This is a genomic window from Wolbachia endosymbiont (group A) of Sympetrum striolatum, assembly GCF_947250715.1.
GTDB lineage: Bacteria > Pseudomonadota > Alphaproteobacteria > Rickettsiales > Anaplasmataceae > Wolbachia.
Genome location: NZ_OX366342.1, coordinates 1,478,418 through 1,504,303, shown reverse-complemented (window position 1 = coordinate 1,504,303; position 25,886 = coordinate 1,478,418). Strand labels below are relative to the sequence as shown.

The 25,886-nt window shown below is 35.3% G+C and carries 19 protein-coding genes, 1 tRNA gene and 4 pseudogenes; 7 read left to right on the top strand and 17 right to left on the bottom strand.

Annotated elements, in window-relative coordinates; all coding sequences use genetic code 11:
• Positions 1–24: 24 nt before the first annotated feature.
• Entirely contained in the window at positions 25–1,134 is a 1,110-nt protein-coding gene (locus OOK87_RS07295) for a hypothetical protein (RefSeq protein WP_264688456.1), read from the bottom strand.
• A complete protein-coding gene (locus OOK87_RS07290; RefSeq protein ID WP_264688455.1) occupies positions 1,100–2,296 on the bottom strand; it encodes a hypothetical protein in 1,197 nt (398 codons plus the stop codon). The genes OOK87_RS07295 and OOK87_RS07290 overlap by 35 nt, the downstream gene beginning before the upstream one ends.
• 195 nt (positions 2,297–2,491) lie before the next feature.
• Here OOK87_RS07290 and OOK87_RS07285 point away from each other — a divergent pair, with 195 nt between their 5' ends.
• Both OOK87_RS07285 and OOK87_RS07280 read left to right on the top strand, forming a co-directional pair.
• Entirely contained in the window at positions 2,492–2,707 is a 216-nt protein-coding gene (locus OOK87_RS07285; RefSeq protein ID WP_264688355.1) for a hypothetical protein, read from the top strand.
• Positions 2,610–4,385 (top strand): recombinase family protein, encoded by a 1,776-nt coding sequence (locus tag OOK87_RS07280; RefSeq protein WP_264688454.1) that lies wholly within the window; start codon positions 2,610–2,612, stop codon positions 4,383–4,385. The genes OOK87_RS07285 and OOK87_RS07280 overlap by 98 nt, the downstream gene beginning before the upstream one ends.
• Positions 4,386–4,474: 89 nt before the next feature.
• On the opposite strand, the gene OOK87_RS07275 is transcribed toward OOK87_RS07280, so the two are convergent.
• A complete protein-coding gene (locus tag OOK87_RS07275; RefSeq protein ID WP_264688453.1) occupies positions 4,475–5,722 on the bottom strand; it encodes an IscS subfamily cysteine desulfurase in 1,248 nt (415 codons plus the stop codon).
• A gap of 435 nt (positions 5,723–6,157) precedes the next feature.
• On the opposite strand from OOK87_RS07275, the pseudogene OOK87_RS07270 reads away from it, so the two are divergent.
• Positions 6,158–7,173, top strand: a pseudogene (locus OOK87_RS07270) (IS110 family RNA-guided transposase).
• A 227-nt stretch (positions 7,174–7,400) separates the two neighbouring features.
• On the opposite strand, the pseudogene OOK87_RS07265 reads toward OOK87_RS07270, so the two are convergent.
• Together OOK87_RS07265 and OOK87_RS07260 are read right to left on the bottom strand one after the other, a co-directional pair.
• Positions 7,401–8,104 (bottom strand): annotated as a pseudogene (locus tag OOK87_RS07265) (IS256 family transposase); the annotation flags it as partial.
• A gap of 501 nt (positions 8,105–8,605) precedes the next feature.
• Positions 8,606–8,761, bottom strand: coding sequence for a hypothetical protein (locus OOK87_RS07260; protein ID WP_264688452.1), 156 nt, complete (start codon positions 8,759–8,761; stop codon positions 8,606–8,608).
• Between the two features lie 253 nt (positions 8,762–9,014).
• Here OOK87_RS07260 and OOK87_RS07255 point away from each other — a divergent pair, with 253 nt between their 5' ends.
• Positions 9,015–9,659: an alpha/beta hydrolase gene (locus OOK87_RS07255; RefSeq protein WP_309166945.1), complete on the top strand. Its 645-nt coding sequence runs from the start codon at positions 9,015–9,017 to the stop codon at positions 9,657–9,659.
• 5 nt (positions 9,660–9,664) lie between these two features.
• Positions 9,665–10,480: an SDR family oxidoreductase gene (locus OOK87_RS07250; protein ID WP_253309623.1), complete on the top strand. Its 816-nt coding sequence runs from the start codon at positions 9,665–9,667 to the stop codon at positions 10,478–10,480.
• A gap of 291 nt (positions 10,481–10,771) precedes the next feature.
• Here OOK87_RS07250 and OOK87_RS07245 read toward each other — a convergent pair whose 3' ends face one another.
• The 3 genes from OOK87_RS07245 to carB form a co-directional block, all read right to left on the bottom strand.
• Positions 10,772–12,052, bottom strand: coding sequence for a hypothetical protein (locus OOK87_RS07245; RefSeq protein WP_253309624.1), 1,281 nt, complete (start codon positions 12,050–12,052; stop codon positions 10,772–10,774).
• A 29-nt stretch (positions 12,053–12,081) separates the two neighbouring features.
• A complete protein-coding gene (locus tag OOK87_RS07240; RefSeq protein WP_264688451.1) occupies positions 12,082–12,243 on the bottom strand; it encodes a hypothetical protein in 162 nt (53 codons plus the stop codon).
• Positions 12,244–12,372: 129 nt separating this feature from the next.
• The gene (gene carB / locus OOK87_RS07235) at positions 12,373–15,675 is read right to left on the bottom strand and encodes a carbamoyl-phosphate synthase large subunit (protein WP_264688450.1); all 3,303 of its coding nucleotides are present in this window, start codon (positions 15,673–15,675) and stop codon (positions 12,373–12,375) included.
• 384 nt (positions 15,676–16,059) lie between these two features.
• Here carB and OOK87_RS07230 point away from each other — a divergent pair.
• Positions 16,060–17,075, top strand: a pseudogene (locus tag OOK87_RS07230) (IS110 family RNA-guided transposase).
• Between the two features lie 227 nt (positions 17,076–17,302).
• Here the strand turns inward: OOK87_RS07230 and OOK87_RS07225 are convergent.
• The 4 genes and pseudogenes from OOK87_RS07225 to dapE all read right to left on the bottom strand — a co-directional run.
• Positions 17,303–18,006 (bottom strand): annotated as a pseudogene (locus tag OOK87_RS07225) (IS256 family transposase); the annotation flags it as partial.
• 104 nt (positions 18,007–18,110) lie between these two features.
• Entirely contained in the window at positions 18,111–18,860 is a 750-nt protein-coding gene (locus tag OOK87_RS07220) for an alpha/beta hydrolase (RefSeq protein WP_253309626.1), read from the bottom strand.
• A gap of 1 nt (position 18,861) precedes the next feature.
• The gene (locus OOK87_RS07215; RefSeq protein WP_253309627.1) at positions 18,862–19,389 is read right to left on the bottom strand and encodes a c-type cytochrome; all 528 of its coding nucleotides are present in this window, start codon (positions 19,387–19,389) and stop codon (positions 18,862–18,864) included.
• A gap of 645 nt (positions 19,390–20,034) precedes the next feature.
• Entirely contained in the window at positions 20,035–21,240 is a 1,206-nt protein-coding gene (gene dapE, locus OOK87_RS07210) for a succinyl-diaminopimelate desuccinylase (protein ID WP_264688449.1), read from the bottom strand.
• 42 nt (positions 21,241–21,282) lie between these two features.
• Here dapE and OOK87_RS07205 point away from each other — a divergent pair, with 42 nt between their 5' ends.
• Positions 21,283–22,620, top strand: a complete 1,338-nt coding sequence (locus OOK87_RS07205; RefSeq protein ID WP_264688448.1) for an iron-containing alcohol dehydrogenase — start codon at positions 21,283–21,285, stop codon at positions 22,618–22,620.
• A gap of 195 nt (positions 22,621–22,815) precedes the next feature.
• Here OOK87_RS07205 and OOK87_RS07200 read toward each other — a convergent pair.
• The 5 genes from OOK87_RS07200 to rpsF all read right to left on the bottom strand — a co-directional run bounded on the left by OOK87_RS07200 (position 22,816) and on the right by rpsF (position 25,879).
• A tRNA-Met gene (locus tag OOK87_RS07200) sits at positions 22,816–22,888 on the bottom strand.
• Complete coding sequence (gene purB / locus OOK87_RS07195; protein WP_253309630.1) at positions 22,888–24,180, bottom strand: adenylosuccinate lyase; 1,293 nt, start codon at positions 24,178–24,180, stop codon at positions 22,888–22,890. The genes OOK87_RS07200 and purB overlap by 1 nt, the downstream gene beginning before the upstream one ends.
• Before the next feature lie 88 nt (positions 24,181–24,268).
• Positions 24,269–24,814 carry a 50S ribosomal protein L9 gene (rplI, locus tag OOK87_RS07190; RefSeq protein WP_264688447.1) on the bottom strand — a complete coding sequence of 182 codons (546 nt, stop codon included), beginning with the start codon at positions 24,812–24,814 and terminating at the stop codon, positions 24,269–24,271.
• A 7-nt stretch (positions 24,815–24,821) separates the two neighbouring features.
• A complete protein-coding gene (gene rpsR, locus OOK87_RS07185; RefSeq protein ID WP_264688446.1) occupies positions 24,822–25,097 on the bottom strand; it encodes a 30S ribosomal protein S18 in 276 nt (91 codons plus the stop codon).
• The gene (rpsF, locus tag OOK87_RS07180) at positions 25,097–25,879 is read right to left on the bottom strand and encodes a 30S ribosomal protein S6 (protein ID WP_264688445.1); all 783 of its coding nucleotides are present in this window, start codon (positions 25,877–25,879) and stop codon (positions 25,097–25,099) included. The genes rpsR and rpsF overlap by 1 nt, the downstream gene beginning before the upstream one ends.
• Positions 25,880–25,886 lie beyond the last annotated feature (7 nt).

Sequence of the window (25,886 nt, the reverse complement as noted above, 5' to 3'; positions counted from 1 at the left end):
AACTATTTTTGATAACAAAAAATTCTATTTTTTTATAGTCAAAGTAAAAGGATTAATGCGATAACCATGTGATGATCTCTGCCAGCCAAGGGTTTGTATTACATCATCACGTTCAATACTTAATCCTAATTTCTCAGCAAGTGTAGCTTTGATTGTTCTTTGCATCTTATTTAATGGCTTTCTGATTTGTTGTTCTAAATCTGCTTCTAAACTAAGTCCCAAGAGTTTTTCTAACTGATTAATATTGAGAAGTGTATGTTTTTCAGGTGGTAATTCTTTCTCACAGTCATGTAAAAATTGCCTAAATAATATTCGAAAAATATTAAGACATGATGCAGCTTTTTTATTTATAACTTCAATACTATTAACATATACCATACCTTTAACTACCTGTAACTCCAAAAGCTTTGTTGGTATAATTGGTTCAACACGTTTAAGCGAAATATATGAAGCTGGTAAAACTTGCAAAGAAGTATTTTCTACTACCTTTGCTACTCCTCTTTTAGCTGCCTCTCGGAATATCTCAGTTACAGTCTTAAGCTGACAAAACAGTTTCACCATTGGCACTACATATAGATTCAGTAATAGATTTGGTATATCTTTTTTTAGAGTGATGAGAACTGTAGGGTGAACTCTAAGTTTATCTATAGTTAAAAATATCGCATCAGTACAAAAATCAAGGATTATTAGATTTACAATACGACCTTGATTACAAATATAATAAACTCCTTTTTCTACTTTTTCCCACATAAGTTTTGAATCATTCAACTTTGTTTCAAACCAGTCTATGACCTTTTCTGTATTTAAGTATATGGATAAGAGATGAAATCTCTGTTTTTGATAAGTATTAGGCAGAATATGACGAGAACAGTTTTCACAAATAGCGTCATCACATGCTTCATCAAAGTCTGAATCGATAAAAATCTCATTGCTACAACTTGAATCAATTACATTTGGCCAATCAAGATGATCTTCTTCACGAGAGCAAACAATATAGTACCTTTCTTGCATTTTTATCAATCCAAGATCAAATAAGTATCTTGCTGCTTGAATGTGATTTTGACTTGGATTAACCCAAGAACTATTTGAACTTAAAAGATCAGCAATTTGCTCGTGAAAGGATTTTAAGACCATAAGATTGTTCCATATGTTTCTTTAGCTCCTCTCTTTCTTTTTTATTGAGCGGATGCTCTGAATAATAAATTTCCCCACTTGATTTGAAAGAAAATGTTACCTTTTTGTTTTGGAACATTACTTTAGCTGATTGAATAGATTGTAGTATGTTGCCAATAGATGGCTTTAAAATATGTAACTCTAGTGCAATAGGATCATACGGCTTTACACTCAAAGTAAGATATGTATTACTATTTTTAAAATAATCTGACTTAAAATTTAACTCAAATATACAAATATTAGGATCAGAACCCTCTATACATGCTTGAAGGAATTTGTGCACTTGTAGTGGAAAGTTCTTATCTTGTATATTTACAAAAGTACATTCGCAGTCAAAATACCCACTTACAATACTATTTGCTATTTCCACAGCTTTATTGGTATTTTTAGCACAGAGATTAACCTTTGTACCATCAATCGAAAAATCTAAAATCATCCACTCAGGTTTATGGCCATGAACAACTTTGTTTGAATTAAGCAGTAAATCCATGTCACTTCCTCGACGTACAAACATATATATCCGATCTTGATGATGGAAAAAACCCTGCAATTGGTTTTCAAACTTCAGTATCTGCTCTACAGCTTCTTGTGACATAAATTCCTTGAATGAAGTGTTTATTTGTCTTGGTGATTTCTGTAGAGCAAATGATACGAAACCTCTCTTTTGTACTTTATCAAAGTGATAGACAGATTTTAGAAGTTCACAATTTATGTGAAATAGTAAAAATAACAAGGATCTTTTATCATACTTAGTATTATTTTTTATCAGGTACGATCTCATTAACTCTTGAGTAAGGGCAAATCTTGCTACTTCACTAACTGTAGCCTCAAGTTTTGTACGATCAAAGTGGCTAATGAGATAATAGTTAAAAAGAGAGTCAGAGTAACTGGTAAGTATCTTACGTTTTTGTTGAGTGGATCTATCATCATAACCTCCATCTTGAAAAAGCTGCCCATTTAAATGACTTTTAAAGCAATGCTGAAAAATGATGCTCAGTTGTTTACCAGAAAGGGAATCTAACCAAGACTGACGTATCTTTGAATCTTGAAAGCGATCTAGTAAAAGATTAACGGGAACTTCTAAATCACTCTCCCAAAATTCGTAACTTGGATGAACATTCATAACAGATTAAATAAGCTATATTATACATAATATGATAATTCAAGCAAAGATTTTTTGGACATAATTTTTTCAAATCTTGTATATTTAATTAAGGAGAATTTGTGTGAACTAGATAGCTTTCTTAAATAAGGTGTGCATTGGTTTAGTTTAATAGAAGTCTCCTAACCTTATAAAAAAACTCACAGGAAGAAAAACATGCAAAAAGGGGAATTAACTATTAATTGTCGTTATGAGCCTCACAGATTGGCTGGTACATATTTGGCAAATGCTTATGAACAATTGTTGAAATATAAAATAAAGGAGGTAGAAGAAAATGGTAACGGTAAGCTTGTATGCAAGAGTTTCATCAAGACAACAGGCACAGGAGAATACAATAGAGAGTCAGATTGTAGAGTTGGAGCGTCGCATTAGTAGTGATGGACATGAGTTATTAGATGAGCATAAGTTTGTCGATAATGGTTATAGTGGATCAAATTTAGAACGTCCTGGCTTAGAGAGTTTACGTGATAGAGTAGCAGAAGGTAAGATTGATAAGATATACATTCATTCACCTGATCGGCTATCACGTAAATTTTCATATCAAATGATCTTACTCGAAGAGTTTAAAAAGGCTGGATCTGAAATAGTATTTTTGAATCATAAGTTTGATGATAATCCTGATTCCCATTTATTTCTACAGATTCAGGGAGCAATAGCAGAGTATGAACGTGCAAAGATTATGGAACGAAACCGTAGAGGTAAACTTCATGCGGCCAAAGCTGGGTGTATAAGTGTGATGGGTAGGGCGCCTTACGGTTATCGCTACATAGCAAAACATGTAGGTGAAGGAAGTGCTCAGTTTGAAATTAATCAAGAAGAAGCGGATGTAGTGTGCAAAATATTTAATTGGATTGGCCAAGAAAGAGTAAGCATCAATGAAGTTATACGTAGACTTAGCGAGATACCGGTAATAACACAAACAGGAAAAGAACGTTGGAAAAGAAGTACTATCTGGAAAATGTTAAAAAATCCTGCTTATATAGGACGAGCAGCTTATGGTAAAACTAAGGCATGCTCGAAACCACAAGTAAGAAAGTCAAAAAAAGGAACTTGTGGTAGACTCAAAAATGGTCATTTTAGTAATGATAAAGAGAACTGGATTTATGTTTCAGTGCCAAAAATAATCAGTGATAATTTATTTGATTCAGTGCAAGTACAGCTAACTGAAAATAGACAAAGAGCAAGAGTACGGGAAAGAAAAGAAACGTTTTTGTTGCGTAGTTTAACAGTATGTCAGCGCTGCCAATATACTTATTGTGGTGCATATAGTAGAAATCAACGTTATTCTTACTACCGTTGTTCTGGCTCCAGGTCTAATGGCAACAGAGTATGTGACAACAAATCAATACGTACTGATGTACTCGATACAGTTATATGGGAAGAAGTTAAGAGTATATTAAAAGAGCCAGATAGGATTGCAAATGAATATCAACGTAGATTGTCAGAGAACAAAAAACCTTTACATAATCAAACACGTGAAAAGCAAGAAAGTAAGCTAAGATTAAGTATCAAAAAATTTATCGATAGCTATGCCAAAGGGTTTATAAGCCAAGAAGAATTTGAGCCAAGAATTACAACAATGAAACAGCATTTGAAAGAAATTGAGGAGGAAAAAGAAAAAGTACTTGATCAAGAGAAATTACAACAAGAATTGAGCCTTGTTACAGATAGCTTGAAAAACTTTTCCTCAAGTGTTGAATCAAAGCTTGATCAAGTAGATTGGCAGACTAAGCAAAATATTATTAGAATGTTAATTCATCAAATTGAAATCAACCATAACCACTTGTATATAGTATTTCGAATAAAAAGTCTTGCAAATTTTGATCAAAATAGCCATAATAGAATCATGCAATGTTGTACTAGTCGTACAGACACTGGGATCCAGCTTCTATGCAACTTAATTAAAAACGTTTGTTTTAGCGTAAGACAACTACCTTTAGCTCATCAGCTCAGTTATAAGCAAAATTTCTGGATCCCAGTGTCTGGGCACTGGGATGACACCATTTGCTGTGCAATTTACCTTCAAAAACGAATGTTCGTACAGCTATGAGTGAGATCAAAGAATTGCAGAATTAAGTGTGAATGGTTACAAAGTAATTTCAAAGTGCATTTGCAGTTGGACTGGCTGAATGGATATACTTAATGAAAGTCCCATTTCACGGTGTTCAAATCTACTCCTTCTTGTACCATCTCCCAAAGTGGGCTCATTTCTCTCAGTCGGCCAATATTTTTAGCAACAAGATCTGCTGCGTACAAAACTTCTTCTTTAGTTGTAAATCGGCCTAGGCCAAATCTAATTGATGAATGCTCAAGGTCGTGGCCATTATTTAGCGACCGTATGACATAGGAAGGCTCAAGAGACGCAGACGTGCACGCAGAACCAGAACTTACTGCTAAATCCTTGATTGCCATGATGAGAGACTCACCCTCAACATAGGGAAAGCTCAAGTTTAGGTTGCCAGGAATTCTATTTTCATAATCACCATTTAAAACGATATCAGGAAATGCTTCTTTTATCTTATTGTACAAAATATCTCTCAGTCCTTCCAATTTGCTTGCTTCTGTTTCCATTTCTTCTTTAGCGATACGTGCCGCTTCACCAAAACCAACTGCAAGAGGTGTTGGAACTGTTCCAGAACGCATACCTCTTTCTTGTCCACCACCACTAATCAATGGTATCAGCCTAACACGAGGATTCTTTCTACGGACATATAATGCGCCTATTCCCATAGGTCCATAAATTTTGTGGCTAGAGAGACTCATAAGATCAATGCACATCTCATTAACATCAATTGGAACTTTTCCAAAGCTTTGAGCTGCATCTGTATGGAAAAATATATTATGCTTTCTGCATATTTTACCAATCTCCTTTACAGGCTGAATTACTCCGATTTCATTATTTACCATCATCACTGAAACCAGGATTGTTTTATCAGTAATTGCTTCCTCAAGCTTTGATAAATCTATAATTCCGTTTTGCTTAACAGGCAAATATGTAACTTTAAAGCCTTCATTTTCCAGATGCCGACAAGAATCCAGAACACACTTATGCTCCGTGCAGACAGTTATTATATGATTTCCTTTATTTTTGTAAAAGTGAGCAATGCCCTTGATTGCTGTATTATTTGACTCAGTTGCACCTGAGGTAAAGATAATTTCTTTGCTATCTGCGTTCACCAGATCAGCGATGTGTTTCCTTGCTTTTTCCACTGCTTCTTCAGCAGTCCAACCAAATGAATGGCTGCGAGAGTGTGCATTACTGAACTCACCAAAATAAGGTATCATTACCTCCAAAACACGGGGATCCACTTTAGTAGTAGATTGATAATCAAGAAATATTGGTAATTTTATTTTAGTATCATGTATTTTCTTACTTTCAAAATTCATAAAGCTACCAAAGGGACAAAATTTACAACTATTTAATAGCACTAAAACTTAATTTTTTCAAGGTATAATCTTGCATCAACAAACATTGTCACCAAAGGGATGTGTGTATGACGCTGGTTCACTCTGTGATGGTGTCATTCCAGCGCCCCTATGATGTCATCCGAGTAGCTGACACTGGTTCACTCTATAATAGTATCATCCGAGTAGCCCCTTCTTGTATCTTGAAAAAAGCATCTAGTGTTTTAAGCTTAAACATTAGATGGAGAAGGGAAAATTTTGTCAATAATCTTAGATATAAAATCTGTGGTAAAGTCAAGAATCCCTTCTCAAAAGTATAGGCTGGACGGTATCGTAGAAAGACCTGAATGGTTCTAATTCTGTATTCACAAGACTAGCCTTACTTTTCATTTTTAATGGTAACGTATGGGGTTATATATGATCAACAACTTTTTGGGCATAGATATATCAAAAGATCGCTTTGATGTTTTTCTCTCATTTATAAGCAAAAAAGGAAAGCGTGAAACTAGAAAAAGAAGCTTTAAGAACGATGGTTTCAAAGTCTACTGAATTTTCTACACAAACATAATGTAGAAAAAGTAAAAACCTGCATGGAATCTAATGGTTGTTATAGCGAAGCACTGGCTGAATTTCTACACAATGCTGGACATTTTGTAAGTGTTGTAAATCCTTATTGCATAAAATCTTATGCAAGGAGTAAGCTGATACGACAAAAGAATGATCAGACCGATGCAGAAGTTATTGCTGATTATTGCCAAAGACAGGAACCTTCTAGTTGGACACCACCTTCTCCTGAAATGAAAAAATTAAAACATCTTTATCGTTGCTCAGTTGCGTTAAAAGATGAGTTAACATTAGTAAATAACCACTTAGAAAAAAAAGAGAGACTGCCTAAAGAAGTTGCAAATGCTTGGGAAGACCTTGCAATGAATATAGCTCAAAAAATAGAAACAATAAAAAACTCCGTACGTGAACTATTAAATCAACACAAAGAATTGTTGGAAAATTTTCAACTTCTATTGACTATTCCAGGCATAGGAGAAGAATCAGCAATAGCTATTTTAGCTGAAGTTTCTGATATAGAGGTTTTTAGAGATGCCAGGCAATTGGCAGCATATACAGGAGTTATACCACGAAATATGACGTCAGGTTCCTCTGTATATGCCAAACCCAGATTAAGTAAATCCGGTTCACAAACATTACGTAAGGCACTTTTCTTTCCTGCCATAGTAGCTAAGAATCACAATCCTATCATTATGAGCTTTTGCCAAAGATTAAAGGAAAAGGGTAAGCATAATATGGCCATCGTTGGTGCTGCAATGCGTAAGCTACTCCATATCATTTTCGGTATTCTGACATCCAAAAGTGCTTTTGATCCTAACCATATCAAAAACTACAGGGCTAGGAGGTTGACTGAAGGTTTAGTACTTTAAAATCAAAAATGCTTCCTATCTATCTTATGTAAAGTGGTATCTTACACAAATTTATTGAATGTTGTTGGTTAGTGGATATGTTGATAAGTAAACTTCATCTGTTTTGTGCGTATAAAACTAATTTACTTATCAACATATCCACTAACTATAATCTGTGTACTGTTACACAATTGGAAGTATTTTTTGATTTTATGATGCAACTTGGGAAATTTTATAATTTTTTTGTTGACTAACAAGACGGTATCTCCTCTTTCTTTGAGGTCATTTAGCACTCCCAACCAGAAGTTAGCTCCTTCACTTTCAGCCAAATAAAAACCTAATACTTCTTTTTTGCCATTTTGATCTATGCCTAATATGTTATACATGCATTTACTTACGCAATGCCCGTCCTCTTTGACTTTAAAAAACCATGAAAACTATCGGATATACAGACTGCAGCGGGCGACTACGCCATTCGTTGATTACTGGTAGCAATTTGTCAGTAATACTTGATATCTCTGCCACCGATATTTTGTGATCATAAATTTCCTCAACATGTGACACTATATCTCTATAGCCCATACCACTGGCAAATGTGCTCAAAATCTTCGTTTCAAGCTCTGGATGTAAGTTTGTTTGCCTTTTTTTGACTATTTGTGGTTCGAAACTTCCTTCCCTATCTTATTGGCGTCAAAAGCTCAAATGACCCTGCGCTTGTACGTAAAGTCTTTGCATTCCTCCCATTTCTTCGATTATTCTCTTCGCTTTCAGCCGACAAGTGGTTTTCTATTTCACCTTCCAGGCTTACCTCCAGCAACTTTTTTATAAACGGTGTTAATGCTCCATCTCTTCCTGTCAACGGTCTTCCTTCTCGTATAGACGACAGGATATTTGTTTCTAATTCTTTATAATCTACCAAACCGGTAGTTCTGTTTACTACTTTCTGACTCATTGTCAAACCTCCATTTTTTTATATCAATTTATTACTTTTTTTTCGGTTTGACACAGTTTATTTAACACTCCCTTTCTATTAATTCTTTCGTCTTGTCAGACTTATGAAAACTCGCATTGTCAAACCTAGCCAGGTTTTAATATTGGCATAAGCCTATTTTCAACATACGCTTCAAAAAGCTCACTGTTGCAATATCCCTCATGGTGCCTCTTCACTTAGGGCTCCAATTATTTCTTCCTTTGTATCCTGGTTTCTCCGCAAATAGCCCTTTTCCTCTTCGAGACCATCCATATTCATAAAATTCGTTGTCTTCTATACCTGATTCATCTATGAATACTAAATTTTCTTCATTTATTTCTGCTACCTTTTGTATGACTTCCTTTCGTTTTCCTTCATCCCTTTCCTGGTAGAGAAAAGTTTTTTTTATACATATAGTTCACTTTTTTAAGGTAGTTATATACTTTGTCTTTGCACATATTGCCAAATTTTTCAATTATCTTTTCAACTCTGATTTTCATCTAGAAATTCGATAAAGCTATCTAAGTCTTTAATTTTATGAATATGCCCCTTTTGATAGCCTGAAGATGGTTTTATGCTTCCTGTTTCTTCTCTTCTTTTCCTCCACCAATATATTGTTTTTCTATCAATTTTGAACATCTTCCTCCATAGTCATTTTTTTCTCGTCTACTACTTTCAAAACACGTTCCCTCAGATCCTCACTTTGGCATCATTCTACCTTATCCAAAGCCATTTTATACCTTTTTATCCCTTCTGAGGTAACCTTTTTTCAGTTAGCTATAGGTATAAAATAATGGAGTATGTCTCTCCATCATTCAACAGCAATCACAGTATGTTTTTACAAATTTGAAAATTAGTGTTAAATAAAAATATAAATGCAAAAGGAAAAGAAATGATTGAACTTAAAGGCCAAGAAATTTGTGCAGGCGGAAATAAGAAAAATTTGATTATTTTTTTACATGGTTGGGGCTCAAGTGGCGATAATTTCATTCACCTTGCTAAAGTTATGAGCAAGTTTTTACCCGAGTCATATTTTGTAGCACCCAATGCTCCGTTTGAAAGAGAAATAGGTGATGGTTATCAGTGGTTCAGCTTGGAAGATCGTAGTGAGGAAGCGCTATATAATGGAGTAAAAAATGCTACATCAATTGTAAATCATTTCATTGATACAAAATTAAAGGAGCTTAATTTAAAAGATACGCAACTTTCTTTGGTTGGATTTTCTCAAGGAGCAATGCTTGCAATACATACAGCTCTCACCCGCTCTCAATCCTGTGCATCAGTTGTTGCATACTCTGGTAGGTTTCTTTCACCTTCAAAAACTGCACCAGAGATCAAGTCAAAACCTAACATATGTGTTATCCATGGTGATGCTGACGACGTGGTACCTTTTTCGTCCCTCGACTTAGCGGTTAAAGCTTTGAAAGAAAATGGAATAAATGTTGAAGGGCACCCAATTCATGCATTAGGGCATATTATTAATGAAGAGGGGATAAAATTAGGAGTAGAATTTATCAAGAAGAATTTTAAAAATTAATTTTCATGCACTTGTTTTGCTTTGGTTATGGATATGTGGCTAAATTTTTATCGAAAAAACTGCTGAACTTAGGTTGGAAAGTCAGTGGCACATCAAGAAGTAAAAATATACAAAATGTAATCCTCTTTAATTATGAGAAAGTTAGTCAAGATCTGCTTAAAAGCGCAACGCACGTTTTAATTTCTATTCCTCCAGATGGTGATGATGTTATGGAGAGATATGGTGATTGCCTGCAAAATGTTAAATGGTTTGGTTATTTGTCTGCAACTAGCGTTTATGGTGATTACTCTGGTAATTGGGTGAATGAGGAATCTGAAACAAAACCTATAGAAATCAGAGGAGAAAAGCGCCTTAGATCTGAAAAGAAGTGGCTGAATAGCAAACTGCCTGTACATATTTTTCGTTTAGCTGGAATATACGGTCCTGGTAGGAACGTGTTAATTGACTTGCAGCTTGGCAAAGCAAAAAATGTGAAAAAAGAAGGGCATTTTTTTTCTCGTATTCACGTTGAAGATATATCGAACATTCTATTTTCTTCCATGCAAAACATAAAACCTGGTGAAGTATACAATTGTGCAGATGATTTACCCACTACACAATCTGAAGTGATAATGTATGCAGCCAAACTCCTCAATGTTAGTCCTCCAGAGCCAATTGAGGTTTCTTCCTTACCAGATTATGCACAGAGTTTTTATTTAGGGTCAAAAAAAGTAAGTAATGTTAAAATTAAAAAAGATCTTAATGTCTCTCTAATTTATCCTAACTATAAGGTGGGATTAGAGAGTTTGCATGTAAAAAAAACTGAAATCACATTAGAATGAAGTAGATAGACCTATTGTTTAGTTGTATCCGTTCAGCAAAGTGGCAAAATAGGTAGGCGAGATAAACCAAAAAATCAAGAAAAAAGTAAGTTTACAACAAATGGTGTCATTCCAGTGCTTGACACTGGAATCCAGCCTTTCCATAATCATCAAAACATTGTATTTTAACGTAAAACAGCTATTTTTATGCTCACCAACTTAATAAAATTCCTGGATCCCAGTGTCTGGGCACTGGGATGACAAAGGAGAGCAGTGTCAAGCACTGATCACTTTTGCTTCAATATTTGCACATTAGCCATGCCTTGAATCAATACGTTTAGTTCTGTAATTGTGTCCGCTCAGACTAATGTTCTCTAGGTAAGATTGTGGAGTATTCGTTGCAGCATTTGGCTGTTCAATTACGCTAGTTGGTATAATACTTCTATTTCTTTCAAAATTTCCATCTCGTATAGCTTCCAGAACGCTTTTTCCTCCTAAAAGACAGTTTTCTCCTAAACTTTTCCCCTTATCTTCTAACTCGTTAAGCCTTGCTTCGCTCTCCTTATCAATCTTTACTTCTATTTCATTACTATTTTCCTTAGGATTTAGATGAATACTGATTTTTCCTGCTTCACTATCAAAAGATAATGTTACACCTTGCTTACAAACATCCAGATAATTTCTTTTTCCGTTGTAGCTTTCAACTCTTACTATACTTTTCCCAATTTGCAGTATACCAACTCTTAAGTTTAAACCTTTATTCTTTTCATTGCTTAGGATTTTTGCAACTTCAACAGTACTATCTTGTGGATATTTTATACAAAAGCACTCATTATCTATCTCTACTTTTAATTCTAATTTGTCCTTTTGAGCTTGCTCATTTTTGTTTACAATACTTTCATATGCTGCATTTTTTAGATCGTTTTCAATTTCCTTACATTGTGCAAAGAGATCATTTACATAATCAGAATCAGAAGTTACATGTCCTAGCTCACCACCATCGAAAAGACCTCTTTCTACTTTCCCACCTTTTAACAATAAATCCCTAATGGTGTTTCTTATGATGTCTAAATTACCATCTTCCAGTGCTTCATTCGTGTTGTCATCATCTTGATCTTCATTGTTACAGGAAACATCCTGACCTCTAAATGCATGCGCTTTACTGCTAGGGCATAGGCCTTCATTATTGATAACATCTATTATTTCTTCAAATATCAAATTTGTTACAGTTCTATAACGATCACCATAACATGAATTTAGTCTTATCCCTTTCCCTAAATATTTATTTGTTATGTCTCGAACAAGCCTTAAAGCACTTCCTTTGTTATTTTCTTCTTCCACCTTTTTCATCTCCTTACAAAATTCATCAATCAGCTTCTCTTCATTTTCAGTTAATGGTATTTCTAGATCCATTAAAAGTGAGCCACCTTCCGGAAAATAAGAATAATCTGAACTACAGCTCGAATTTGAGTCCCAATCACTTGGTTCAGTACAAGGCGTCTGATTACCATCAGCAGAACTATCATATGAATCATAATCACTAAAGTTCTGTAGTCGATTATCACTTTCGTGTTCATCTGTTTTGTTTGACAAATCACTGCGAGAGAACTCCATCGGATCTTTTATATTACTTCCAAACTTTGTTGATTATCACTTTCGCCTAACCTAATATCAGTTAGTGTTGGATCATATAATTCTTGGGTATTTTTTGCTTCTGTTTTCCTCGTCTTACGTAATGGATAAGGCTGATAAAATTGAGTTCGTTTCCTTTTTACCTTATTCATGTTGCATAACCGTTATTCAATAATTCTTTAACAAATACCATAATACATAGGCAAGTCAGTAAAAAAATTTGACTTACATTACTCTACCACAATTTTGAGATAGAGTAATGAATTATTTTCGTTTGGCATTTAAACGTTTTGTATCTGCTGTAATGATTTCACTTCCAATTTGCTATTCTTTACATATTGAATTGCAAGCACTAACGCTTTACTCCCAGAAGCTGTGGTGCTATAAGCTATATTTTGCAAAATAGCAGTTCTCCTGATATCTTTGCTAACTGAGACTGATTTCACACCTTTTGAAGTATTGATTACTAGATTTATTTTTCCATCTTTGAGCATATCAACTATGTGGGGTCTGCCTTCTCTCACTTTATTTACAGCTTTTGCAGCAATGCCGTTATTATTCAGATATAAAGCTGTGCCTTTGGTTGCATATATTTCAAAACTCAGTTCTTTCAACATTCGTGCAACAGGCAATATATACTCTTTATCATCATCTTTTACTGAAACCAGAGCTGTTCCTTCTATTGGTAACTTGTATCCTGCAGCCATGTGCGTTTTTGCAAGTGCAGCTTCAAACGATGAGTCAATTCCCATTACTTCTCCTGTTGATTTCATTTCAGGACCAAGTAGAGTGTCAATTCCCGAAAAGCGCGTGAATGGAAAAACAGCAGCTTTAACTGCAAAATGATTGAAAGGCTTGTTTTCCTGATTCAATTTTTTACCCAAAATAACCTGAGTGGCAAGCTTTGCAATAGGAATATTGATTACCTTGGAAATAAAAGGAACGGTTCGACTAGCTCGTAAATTTACTTCAAGTATGTATACATAACTCTCTTGAACAGCAAACTGAATGTTTATCAGACCTTTCACTTCTAGTGCAAGAGCTATTCTTTCAGTTTGGAGCTCGATCTCTTTTATTACTTCGTCACTCAATGTATTTGTCGGTATTGAGCATGTTGAATCGCCAGAGTGGATACCAGCTTCTTCAATATGCTCCATGACCGCTGCAATGAAAACTTTTTTCCCATCACACACAGCATCAACGTCAACCTCAACTGCATTGACTAAAAATTTATCAAGAAGCAGCGATCCGTGTTCAAAAATTTTGGTTTGATTCAAGACATACTCTTTAAAGCTCTGAGTATCGTGTCTAATCGACATAGACTGACCGCCGAGGACATATGATGGCCTGACTACTAGTGGAAACCCCACCTTTTCTGCGTTGGTTAACGCTTCTTTTACTGAATGGCAGATAGAACTTTCAGGTTGTTTTAAATTAAGTTGCAAAGCAAGGTTTTTAAACCTCATGCGATCTTCTGCAAGGTCAATAGAATCAAACGAAGTTCCCAGAATTTTGAAACCTCTCTCGTTAAGCACTTTGGCTAACTTTAAAGGTGTTTGACCACCTATTTGAACTATTACACCAACCAGTGTGCCATTTTCTTGCTCTTTACTTAGTATTTCAAGCACATCCTCTGCAATCAGTGGGGCGAAATATAAACGATCAGCGGTATCATAATCAGTTGAAACGGTTTCTGGATTACAGTTGATCATTATTGTTTCATACCCCATTTCTTTGGCGGCAGAAGCTGCATGTACGCATGCATAATCAAACTCAATACCTTGACCAATGCGATTTGGACCACTTCCTAAAATGACAACCTTTTCTCGGTCAGAAACATCTGCTTCGCACTCCATTCCCTCTGTCATCCGAGTAGCTGACACTGGGATCCATTCTTCCTTATCTCTGGATTCCAGCGTCACGCGCTGGAATGACATCATTGTGTTACCCTCATAACAGCCATACATATAAGCAGTGCTCGATTCAAATTCAGCTGCACAGGTGTCTACACGCTTATAAACTTGTTTAATGCCAAATTTTTTTCTTATTTCTTCAATTTGCTCTACTTTCTTATTGCTTAATTTTGCCAATCTTGCATCTGAAAACCCCATTTTTTTCAGCTCTAACATTTCATATGCAGTCTCAGGAAGGCCGTTTTCCTTGATTTTTTGTTCAGCTAATATAATTTGCTGTATATTCTGCAAAAACCATAAGTCATATCCTGTAATCGAATTTATTTCTTCTATGCTTATTCCATGACGCATTGCGTCAGCAGCAATCAGTAATCTGTTTGGCAGCAATTTTGCTAATTGAGATCTGATGTGATCAATATCAGTATTTTCAGGAAATACTTCATTAAGTCCCGTAAGCCCAGTTTCAAGCGAGCGAAAAGCTTTCTGCAGCGACTCATTAAAAGTGCGGCCGATCGACATCACTTCCCCCACTGATTTCATGGAAGTTGATAGTTCACAATTCGTCCCCTTAAACTTCTCAAATTCAAAACGAGGAATTTTAGTGACGATGTAATCAATCACTGGTTCAAATGCAGCAGGTATAACTGGAGCGCAATCATTACGTATCTCATCGAGTGAATAGCCGATAGCAAGTTTAGTTACAACTTTTGCAATAGGATAACCTGTTGCTTTTGAAGCAAGTGCAGAAGAGCGAGAAACCCTTGGATTCATTTCAATCACAACGAGGCTTCCATCTTCTTTAGGATTCACTGCAAACTGAACATTTGCACCACCGGCACTAACATCAATTTCTCTTAGCACTGCTATAGATGCATTTCTCATCTGTTGGTATTCTACGTCACGCAGAGTCAAAGCAGGAGCAACCGTGATACTATCTCCGGTGTGCACTCCCATTGGATCAATATTTTCTATCGAACAGACTATTATGCAGTTATCTTTACAATCACGGATAACTTCCATTTCATATTCTTTCCAGCCGATAATTGATTCATCTATCTGAACTTCATTTATTGGCGAAATTTTGAGAGCACTTTCTGCAATATTGAAAAACTCCTCTTTATTGTATGCTATGCCGCTACCTGCACCACCAAGGGTGAATGACGAGCGGATGATTGCTGGTAATCCAATGTAATCCAAAGCCTTTCTTATTTGTTCTTGATTTTTTATAATGATACTTTTGGGGTATTTTAGCCCTATTTTATCCATGGACTGACGGAATAACTCTCTATCCTCTGCTTTTTTTATTGCTTCTCTATTTACCCCTATTAATTCTACATTGTATTTGTCTAACACTCCATCATCTGCAAGTTTTATTGCGCAATTGAGTGCTGTTTGCCCGCCCATTGTTGGCAATATTGCATTTGGCATCTCCTTAATTATAATTTTCTCTATGATTTCAGGCAGTACCGGCTCAATATAAGTTGCATCAGAAAACTCAGGATCTGTCATTATAGTTGCGGGGTTGGAGTTAACCAAAATGACTTTATAACCTTCACTTTTTAATACTTTACAGCTTTGCGTTCCGGAATAATCAAACTCGCATGCCTGACCTATAACTATTGGGCCTGCTCCTATTACTAATATAGATTCTATATCTGTGCGTTTTGGCATAATTACAATAACGATTTCTGTTCAAATAATGTTACCAATCTTTCCTGTATATGTGAATTTTTATTAAACCTATTAGCTAACTGTTTTTAGGCTTGACGCATAACTGTACGAACATTGTGATTTGAGTCCACTAGGAGGGCGTCATCCAAGTAGCCTTCTACTTGTATCTTGTCAAAAGCATCTAATGTTTTAAGCTTAAGCATTAGGTGGAGAAGGGAGGAACTCTGTGCTTCTTCTTAGATATAAAATCTGTAGAGGAGATAAGAATTCCCTTCTCAAAAGTATAGGCTGGACGGTATCGTAGAAAGACCTGAATGGTTCTAATTCTGTATTCACAAGACTAGCCTTACTTTTCATTTTTAATGGTAACGTATGGGGTTATATATGATCAACAACTTTTTGGGCATAGATATATCAAAAGATCGCTTTGATGTTTTTCTCTCATTTATAAGCAAAAAAGGAAAGCGTGAAACTAGAAAAAGAAGCTTTAAGAACGATGGTTTCAAAGTCTACTGAATTTTCTACACAAACATAATGTAGAAAAAGTAAAAACCTGCATGGAATCTAATGGTTGTTATAGCGAAGCACTGGCTGAATTTCTACACAATGCTGGACATTTTGTAAGTGTTGTAAATCCTTATTGCATAAAATCTTATGCAAGGAGTAAGCTGATACGACAAAAGAATGATCAGACCGATGCAGAAGTTATTGCTGATTATTGCCAAAGACAGGAACCTTCTAGTTGGACACCACCTTCTCCTGAAATGAAAAAATTAAAACATCTTTATCGTTGCTCAGTTGCGTTAAAAGATGAGTTAACATTAGTAAATAACCACTTAGAAAAAAAAGAGAGACTGCCTAAAGAAGTTGCAAATGCTTGGGAAGACCTTGCAATGAATATAGCTCAAAAAATAGAAACAATAAAAAACTCCGTACGTGAACTATTAAATCAACACAAAGAATTGTTGGAAAATTTTCAACTTCTATTGACTATTCCAGGCATAGGAGAAGAATCAGCAATAGCTATTTTAGCTGAAGTTTCTGATATAGAGGTTTTTAGAGATGCCAGGCAATTGGCAGCATATACAGGAGTTATACCACGAAATATGACGTCAGGTTCCTCTGTATATGCCAAACCCAGATTAAGTAAATCCGGTTCACAAACATTACGTAAGGCACTTTTCTTTCCTGCCATAGTAGCTAAGAATCACAATCCTATCATTATGAGCTTTTGCCAAAGATTAAAGGAAAAGGGTAAGCATAATATGGCCATCGTTGGTGCTGCAATGCGTAAGCTACTCCATATCATTTTCGGTATTCTGACATCCAAAAGTGCTTTTGATCCTAACCATATCAAAAACTACAGGGCTAGGAGGTTGACTGAAGGTTTAGTACTTTAAAATCAAAAATGCTTCCTATCTATCTTATGTAAAGTGGTATCTTACACAAATTTATTGAATGTTGTTGGTTAGTGGATATGTTGATAAGTAAACTTCATCTGTTTTGTGCGTATAAAACTAATTTACTTATCAACATATCCACTAACTATAATCTGTGTACTGTTACACAATTGGAAGTATTTTTTGATTTTATGATGCAACTTGGGAAATTTTATAATTTTTTTGTTGACTAACAAGACGGTATCTCCTCTTTCTTTGAGGTCATTTAGCACTCCCAACCAGAAGTTAGCTCCTTCACTTTCAGCCAAATAAAAACCTAATACTTCTTTTTTGCCATTTTGATCTATGCCTAATATGTTATACATGCATTTACTTACGCAATGCCCGTCCTCTTTGACTTTAAAAAACCATGAAAACTATCGGATATACAGACTGCAGCGGGCGACTACGCCATTCGTTGATTACTGGTAGCAATTTGTCAGTAATACTTGATATCTCTGCCACCGATATTTTGTGATCATAAATTTCCTCAACATGTGACACTATATCTCTATAGCCCATACCACTGGCAAATGTGCTCAAAATCTTCGTTTCAAGCTCTGGATGTAAGTTTGTTTGCCTTTTTTTGACTATTTGTGGTTCGAAACTTCCTTCCCTATCTTATTGGCGTCAAAAGCTCAAATGACCCTGCGCTTGTACGTAAAGTCTTTGCATTCCTCCCATTTCTTCGATTATTCTCTTCGCTTTCAGCCGACAAGTGGTTTTCTATTTCACCTTCCAGGCTTACCTCCAGCAACTTTTTTATAAACGGTGTTAATGCTCCATCTCTTCCTGTCAACGGTCTTCCTTCTCGTATAGACGACAGGATATTTGTTTCTAATTCTTTATAATCTACCAAACCGGTAGTTCTGTTTACTACTTTCTGACTCATTGTCAAACCTCCATTTTTTTATATCAATTTATTACTTTTTTTTCGGTTTGACACAGTTTATTTAACACTCCCGATTGAAGAATTAAGTGGAAATCTGTGAACGGTTACCTATATGTTTTTGCTGGCAAAAATTCTCTAATGGTCTTAAATAAAACTTTCAGTGAGTGATTGTCAGACATGTTGTGCTCTGCTGATTTCATCAAGTATACTTCAACATCGGTTGACTTAATTTTTTCAGCTAAATTCAATGAAGTTTGATAAGGAACATCTTTATCATTAATGCTATGCAATAAGCGCACAGGACAGTTTATATCTATTGCTTCTCTGTTTAAAAGAAGGTTCTTTCTGCCATCTTCGATCAAATTTTTAGTTATTTTGTATGTACAATGCTCTGAAGTAAAATCTATTACACCTTTAGAACCTAGTTCTTCTTTTTGCTTGCCTGACAATTGCTTGAATATCAAATCTTCAGTAAAATCAGGAGCAGACGATATGCCGATTAATGCTGCAATTTTTTCTGAAAATTGAAGGGCAATGAGCAGCATCAGCCATCCTCCCATACTTGAACCTATAATTATTTGTTTATCGCTAGTTAATTCACTTATCACTTTAGCACAATTTTCTTGCCAATCACTTATCGTGTAATCAATAAAATCACCACTTGAATGACCGTGACCAAAATAATCAAATAGCACAAGTGCTATATCGTTTTCTTGGCAAAATTTGTAAATAGCAGTTGCTTTAGTTCCATCCATATTAGATGCAAATCCACCGAAAAAAACTACAGAAGCTTTCTTTCCTTGTAGCTTTCGATATGCTATGTGACCATTATTTCCATCATTACAATAATCCATACTACTTTGGCAAAGCAACCGGGTTATCACTCAATTGACGCAAATAACTAACTAGATCTGCAATTTCTTGTGGATTGGAAATACCTGCAAATGCCATACGCGTACCTTTTATATAGGCTTTTGGGTTCTTTAAGAAAGCAAATAGCTCCTCATACCCCCATTTTCCACCTCTTTCAAGCACTGCTTTTGAGTAATTGAATGAGTTACCAAGATGAGCCTTTTTGTTTCCAACTACGTTCCATAAGTTTGGTCCTACTTTATTCATTCCACCTTTCTCAAAACTATGGCAGGCTATACATTTCTTCGCTGCTGACTTGCCTTTTTCAAAGCTAGCATTCTGCATGAGTGCTCCAATATCGAGCGCCACTTGCTCGATTTTTTGCTGGAACTCATTGTTACCAGCAGCTACTATCGTTTGGTGTTCAATCTTATATTCCTCTGGACTATACAGCATATCAACTACGTTGCTGACTATCATAATGATTAGCCCAGAAAGTAAAATCGATGCTGCAATCTTATTAAGCTCCATAGTTAATTTTTATCAATTAATGTTGCTTAAATTATGCAAATATTTTCGCAAATAGCAACCAATTACCTTGAAGCTCGCTAAAGATGAGAGTCTCTAGCTACAAATATTAAGAAATTTACCAAATGGAAAAAAAGGCAAAAGAAGCCCCTTGGTTGGCTAATTACTTACATTATACTTTCAAGTATGGCGTTTTTTTATTCTAAACGCTTAATAACCGCGATTTAGCTGCTTTTTAATGCAACTAACCTTTAGTCATAAATGTTTAAGAAATTTACTAAACAGAAAAAAAGGCAAAAGAAACCCTAGGGTAGCTAATTATTCACTATCCATTTTTTAAGTTGGCGTTTTTTAATGTTTTAAATGCTTTATAAGCGTATTTCAGCTTGTATAGGTAAAAACCTAGAAATTTGATAAAGACATAGAGTGCAAATAGTGCAAAAAATTAAACATGAGACGCCAAATACGTTGAGTTTTTTTGTCATTTAATCTGTACAGAGAAGATAAATAAATAGCTTCATTTTCATGATAAGGGGGGCTGGCGGAGTTTGTCAAGTGGTTTTTGTAGCTCTCATGGTTTTTGGATTCTAACGTCACACGCTGGCAGTTGTTACTCAAACAACAGTTATGCAAGAGATCTGATTACATCTAAGCTAACAATGGACCACTAGATATATTACTAACTACGTTGACCTGACTCAATATTTTATTAGTGGGATTGAAATAATTTTCTATAAATTCCTTATATATAGCTGTTAATTTATGTATATCATTTACTAATACGCATTCGTTTATATGATGTGCGGTTTTGTTGATTATACCAAATTCAATCACTGGACAAACATCTTTGATAAACGCAGCGTCAGATGTGCCACCACTTGTGCTCAGCACAGCATCAATACTGGTAACTTTATTTATCGCATCAAGCATAATATCAGTATTTCTATCAGGAGTAGAGAGGAAAACGTCCCTGCTGCTATGCATAGAAAGTTTATAATCGTTAGTTACACTGGAGCATATTTCATCAATCAGCTTATATAAGCCGTCAGGTGTTTGTGTATCGTTATATCGAATGTTAAAACGTGTAGTTGCTGAACTAGGTATTAGATTGCTAGTATTATTTCCAACATCGATAGTAGTAACTTCGCAATGTGAAGGCTGAAAATATTTATTACCATGATCAAAAGTAGTATTTTTTACCTTACTCAATATCGATATTACCTTATATATTGGATTATCTGCTAGGTCTGGGTAGGCAACGTGTCCTTGTTTTCCATGGCAAATTAATTCAAATGTTACAGAACCTCTTCTGCCTATTTTTATGGTATCACCTAATTTCTCACTACTGGTTGGTTCGGCAACTACACAAAAATCTATCTTTTTTTGCTTACTTTTCATCCATTCCAAAACTGCCTTTGTTCCATATTCTTCCGTGCTTTCTTCAGCACTGGTAATCAATGCACTTATCGAACCATTAAATTGAAACTTTTCTGCAATTAAATTTGCCATAGCAGCAATAAATGCAGCTATTCCGCTTTTCATATCAGATGCTCCTCTTCCATATAGCATTCCATCTCTAACTTCTGGATTAAATGGACCAAATGCCCAATCTTTTAACTGACCCGGTGGTACAACATCAACATGCCCAGCAAAGCACAAATTTGGTACTCCATTTATATATTTCGCATAAAGATTTTTAACTTTAGTTCCATCATCACCAAATTCTAAAATCTCACAGTCAAAGCCACTTTTCTTGAAGATTGTTGCTATATGCTCTATTGCCCCGCCTTCCCTTGGTGTTATACTCTCAAAAGAGATCAATTTCTTAGTTAGCTCTACAGGGTCAATTTTCATGTCAACCTTAAAATAATTATATTGCTATATTGTAAACACTCTATGCACTATTTAAAACAAATATTACATCAAACCGAACAAACTTTTCTAAGAGAAGTAATAACAGATTACCACCTTGCTGATGATATCTATGAAATATGCACACGACACGGAAATGACATCTTTCTAGTTGCAGATGAAAATACAGCAAAACTTTTAAACAAAAACGTATTTAATAAAATTTCTCACTTAATTATCCCGAGCAATACCATTAGGCCTCTTGCAAAACCTCATATCATTTCGGATGCTCCCTACATTTTATCATCCCAGTCCTTCGAGACTGGGATCCAGGAAAAAAAATCAGCGTCACGCGCTGGAATGACACCAACCATGGGTACTAATCTTTCACTTGCCTCTCTTGAAACCATAAATCTAGTTAGAAACAAAGCAAAAGACAGTGACTTAATAGTTGCATTTGGTAGCGGCACCGTTAACGACATCTGCAAATATGCAAGCTACCTCGAGAAAAAAGATTATATATCGTTCCCAACAGCCGCTTCCATGAATGGATATACATCCGCAAATGCTTCAATATTAGTAAATGGATACAAAAAATCGTTCAAAGCACATCTTCCAAGAGCGATATATATAGATATAGACATACTTACCAATGCACCACTGCGCCTCACATTAAGCGGATTTGCAGATTTCATTTGCCGTTCGACAGTTCAGGCTGACTGGCTACTATCTCATTTGTTGCTTGGCACAGAATACAATGAATTACCTTTTACACTTGTTCGCGATTTGGAGCAAATTTTGCTAAGAGAGTATACGGCGCTTACTAAAAGAAGTAGAAAAGTGGTCCTATTACTTATGGAAGTTCTACTAATTTCAGGACTTGGAATGGTAATATCAAAAGGCAGCTATTCTGCAAGCCAAGGAGAGCATATGATAGCTCACGCAATGGAAATGGTAACAAGAGATCATTCCTCACTACATGGCGAAAAAATTGCTGTTACGACGATTACCATGGCTAATTTGCAGGAAAAAATATTATCAATACAAAACCCGATTATCAACCCGACCACTTTAGATGTAAAACATATAACTCAGTGCTTTGATAATATCGAATTTGTAAGAACTTTTGAACAGAAGCAAATTATGCAGCAAAAAATCCAAGAGATTATTTGTAAAGAATGGACTAATATTTCCAATTTAATTAAGCAAAATTTACTACCTGCAAAATACCTGCAAAAAATATTTGAAGATCTATCAATTCCGCACTTACCAGAGCACCTCAGTTGGAATAAAGAACAATATTGTAAAGTGGTCGATCTTGCGTTTGCAACAAGAGATAGATTCACCTTTCTTGACTTAGCTAATTGCATAGAAGAAAGTTAAGTTTTGTAGTGAAATTCTGTCATTTAAAGAGATCATAGGCCAAAAGCTAAACCCTTTTCACAATCTCTTATCCATTTTCCTCTAGACTGTACACCTAAGTGGATATACAACTGAACGTAACCATTCCAAGTAGCTGACACTGGGTCGCACTACTTCACCAATAGCACTATCTTGCTAAACATAGTTTAGTTCGAGTGGCTGAGGAGGGACTTGAACCCCCGACCAAGAGATTATGATCCTCCTGCTCTACCAACTGAGCTACTCAGCCTAATTGAAAACCTTGCTATATATGTGACCTACATGCTTTGTATAATATTTCAAATCAAACAAAGATTCAAGTTTTTCCGAGTTAATAACCTTAAGTAAAGGTTTATCTTGTTTCAATTCGGCCAGAAAATCACTGTTGTTTTGTTTCACTTTCATTGCATTGCTCTGAACAATTTTATACGCCTCTTCCCTCGCCAAACCACTATTTACTAACTCAAGCAATACACGCTGTGAGAAAACTAAACCTTTTGAAGAATTTAAGTTCTTTTCAATGTTTTCCTTATTGATTACCAATTTATCTATCAAATCTGTTAATCGCACTAAAGCAAAATCCATTGTTATACAAGCATCAGGAGCAATGCATCTTTCCACAGACGAGTGTGATATATCACGTTCGTGCCACAATGCAACATTTTCTAACGCAGGAAAAACATAACTGCGTATTAAACGTGAGAGTCCCGTCAGATTTTCACTTAAAATAGGATTACATTTGTGTGGCATAGCAGAGCTTCCCTTCTGCCCAATGGAAAAATGCTCAGAAATTTCGCCGATTTCAGTTCTTTGCAAATGACGAATTTCAATTGCAATATTTTCTATTGAGCTTGCAATCACTCCCAAAACCGAAAAGAACATGGCATGTCTATCACGAGGAATGACTTGAGACGATATGGTTTCAGGTATGAGTCCCATTTCTTTTGCTACATACTCTTCAACAAACGGATCAACATTTGCAAAATTACCTACTGCACCTGATATTTTACAAATTGAGATCTCTTTTTGCGCGCTAATTAATCTCTGATAATTGCGTTTAAATTCAGCATAAAATCTAGCAAATTTTAATCCAAGAGTTGTTGGTTCTGCATGCATTCCATGACTGCGCCCAACACAAACAATATCTTTATAGTCCTCAGCTTTTTTTTTCAATACTGCAAGTAAATTTTTTAGATTCCCGAGTAAAATATCACATGACTCTTTCAACTGCACCGCAAGGCATGTATCCAAAACATCAGAACTTGTCATTCCATAGTGGAGATAACGAACATCAACTCCCGCTTTTTCAGCAACATATGTCAGAAAAGCTATAACATCATGTTTTACAATGGATTCAATTTCGTTGATACGTTCAATATCAAATTCAATAGCACCAGAGAGCTTCTGAGCAACACTATTTGGAATCACTCCTAACTCTGCTTGAGCTTCACACGCTAATTTTTCTATTTTAAGCCATATATTAAATTTATTATTTTCCTCCCAAATGGAAGACATTTCTTTTTGGCTATAGCGCGGGATCATTAAATGACCCCCGTCTTATCTTTGAACATGCTAGATCCCAGTGTCACGCACTGGAATGACAGGAATAGTTGATATATTTTATTCACTGCTATTTGTTATTTGTATCTTCTTGCTCCACTGCTTCATCTTCTTGTTGCTCAGACTTCTGATTTTGCAACTTTACTTGCCTTAATTCATGCGCATCTATTTCGGATTTCACGACGTATATAGTAATTGGTACTACTACTTCACTATGTAATTCTACGTTTACTTGGTATTCACCCAAGTTTTTGATGCTTATTCCACCAAAAGATAAACTACGATGATCTATCGCATGTCCTTCTTGTAGTAAAACTTTCGCAATTTCACGTGTTGTTACAGAACCAAAAATTTTACCATCCTCTGAAGCTTGCTTTATCAATACCACAAACTTATCATGTAGTGACAATGCAAGCTCTTTTGCTACATTTAATCTTTTTATATTCTCTTCTTCCAGTAATAAACGTTGCTCCTCTAGCTTTGTTAAATTTTCCTTGGTAGCTTTCACCGCTTTTCTTTGTGGAAAAAGAAAATTACGTGCATAACCTGGTTTAACTTTGACAACTTCACCAAGCTTACCTAAAGTCCTTATATTTTCCTTTAAAATTATCAACATAAATTACCTAAACTTTTTTAGTACAGTAAGGAACAAGAGCCAAAAAACGTGCCCTTATGATCGCTAAGCGTAACTTCCTTTGTTTTTTTGCACATACGCCTGTTAACCTTCTAGGTAATATCCTACCATAGTCAGAGGTAAACTTGGATAATAAATCTGTATTCTTATAATCTATGTCTTCATCTTTAGACGTAGCAAGAGGGCAAACTTTAGAACGCCTAAAGCCAGTCCTATTCTTTAAAGATACGTAAGAATTATTAAAACTATTTCGTCTTTTCATCATTATGCGTTTTGCTCCTCAATTTGTTTATTCATCATATAAGATTTACCTTCAAAAAATTTATCAACCTGCACAGACAAGTGGCGAATAACGTTCTCATTAAGTTTCATTCTACGCACAAATTCATCCAGAATGTTTGCAGTAGAACTTATGCACATTATACAATAATGACCGCTCTTCATCTTATTTATTGGATATGCAAAATCCAAAAGACCCCAATGTTCATACTTGATTAATCCCGATGCTTCAATGTTTTCCAAAAGCATCTCCAATGCTTTGCTCGATTGAGTTGGACCGTTTATTCTAAAATCTTTCAAAATATCTTGAAAAATCTTTATTAGATGTTCTGAAATATTTCTCTTCAAAGCATTTACTGCATTATGGATAAACGCACTTTTAGTAATTTGCTCACTGCCTCCTAGAAATTTTATAAAATCTTGCGTTATTCCTAAATCTTTTAGTTCATCTTTCAACTCTTTATCGATTTTTGACTTCACTTCTTTCAAATTTGAAAGATCTTCTTCCAATTCAACCCATAAAATTTTTGTAAGATCTTCCAAGAAATCAGAGTAAGCAACTAGACCTTCTTTAATGTCTTCAGCACGCGTTTCTAACTCTTGTTTTGTAAGCGTACTATTTTGCCTTTCCATAAGACTCTTGATCTTCTGGAAAATAACATCTGCTTTAATATTTTTCAATGAAACAGCTAGCTCTTGGACCATCTCCTCTACTTCTTGCTGTAATAATCCTTGTTGTGCTATAAAAGTAAATTCATAAAGATTCACTATATCT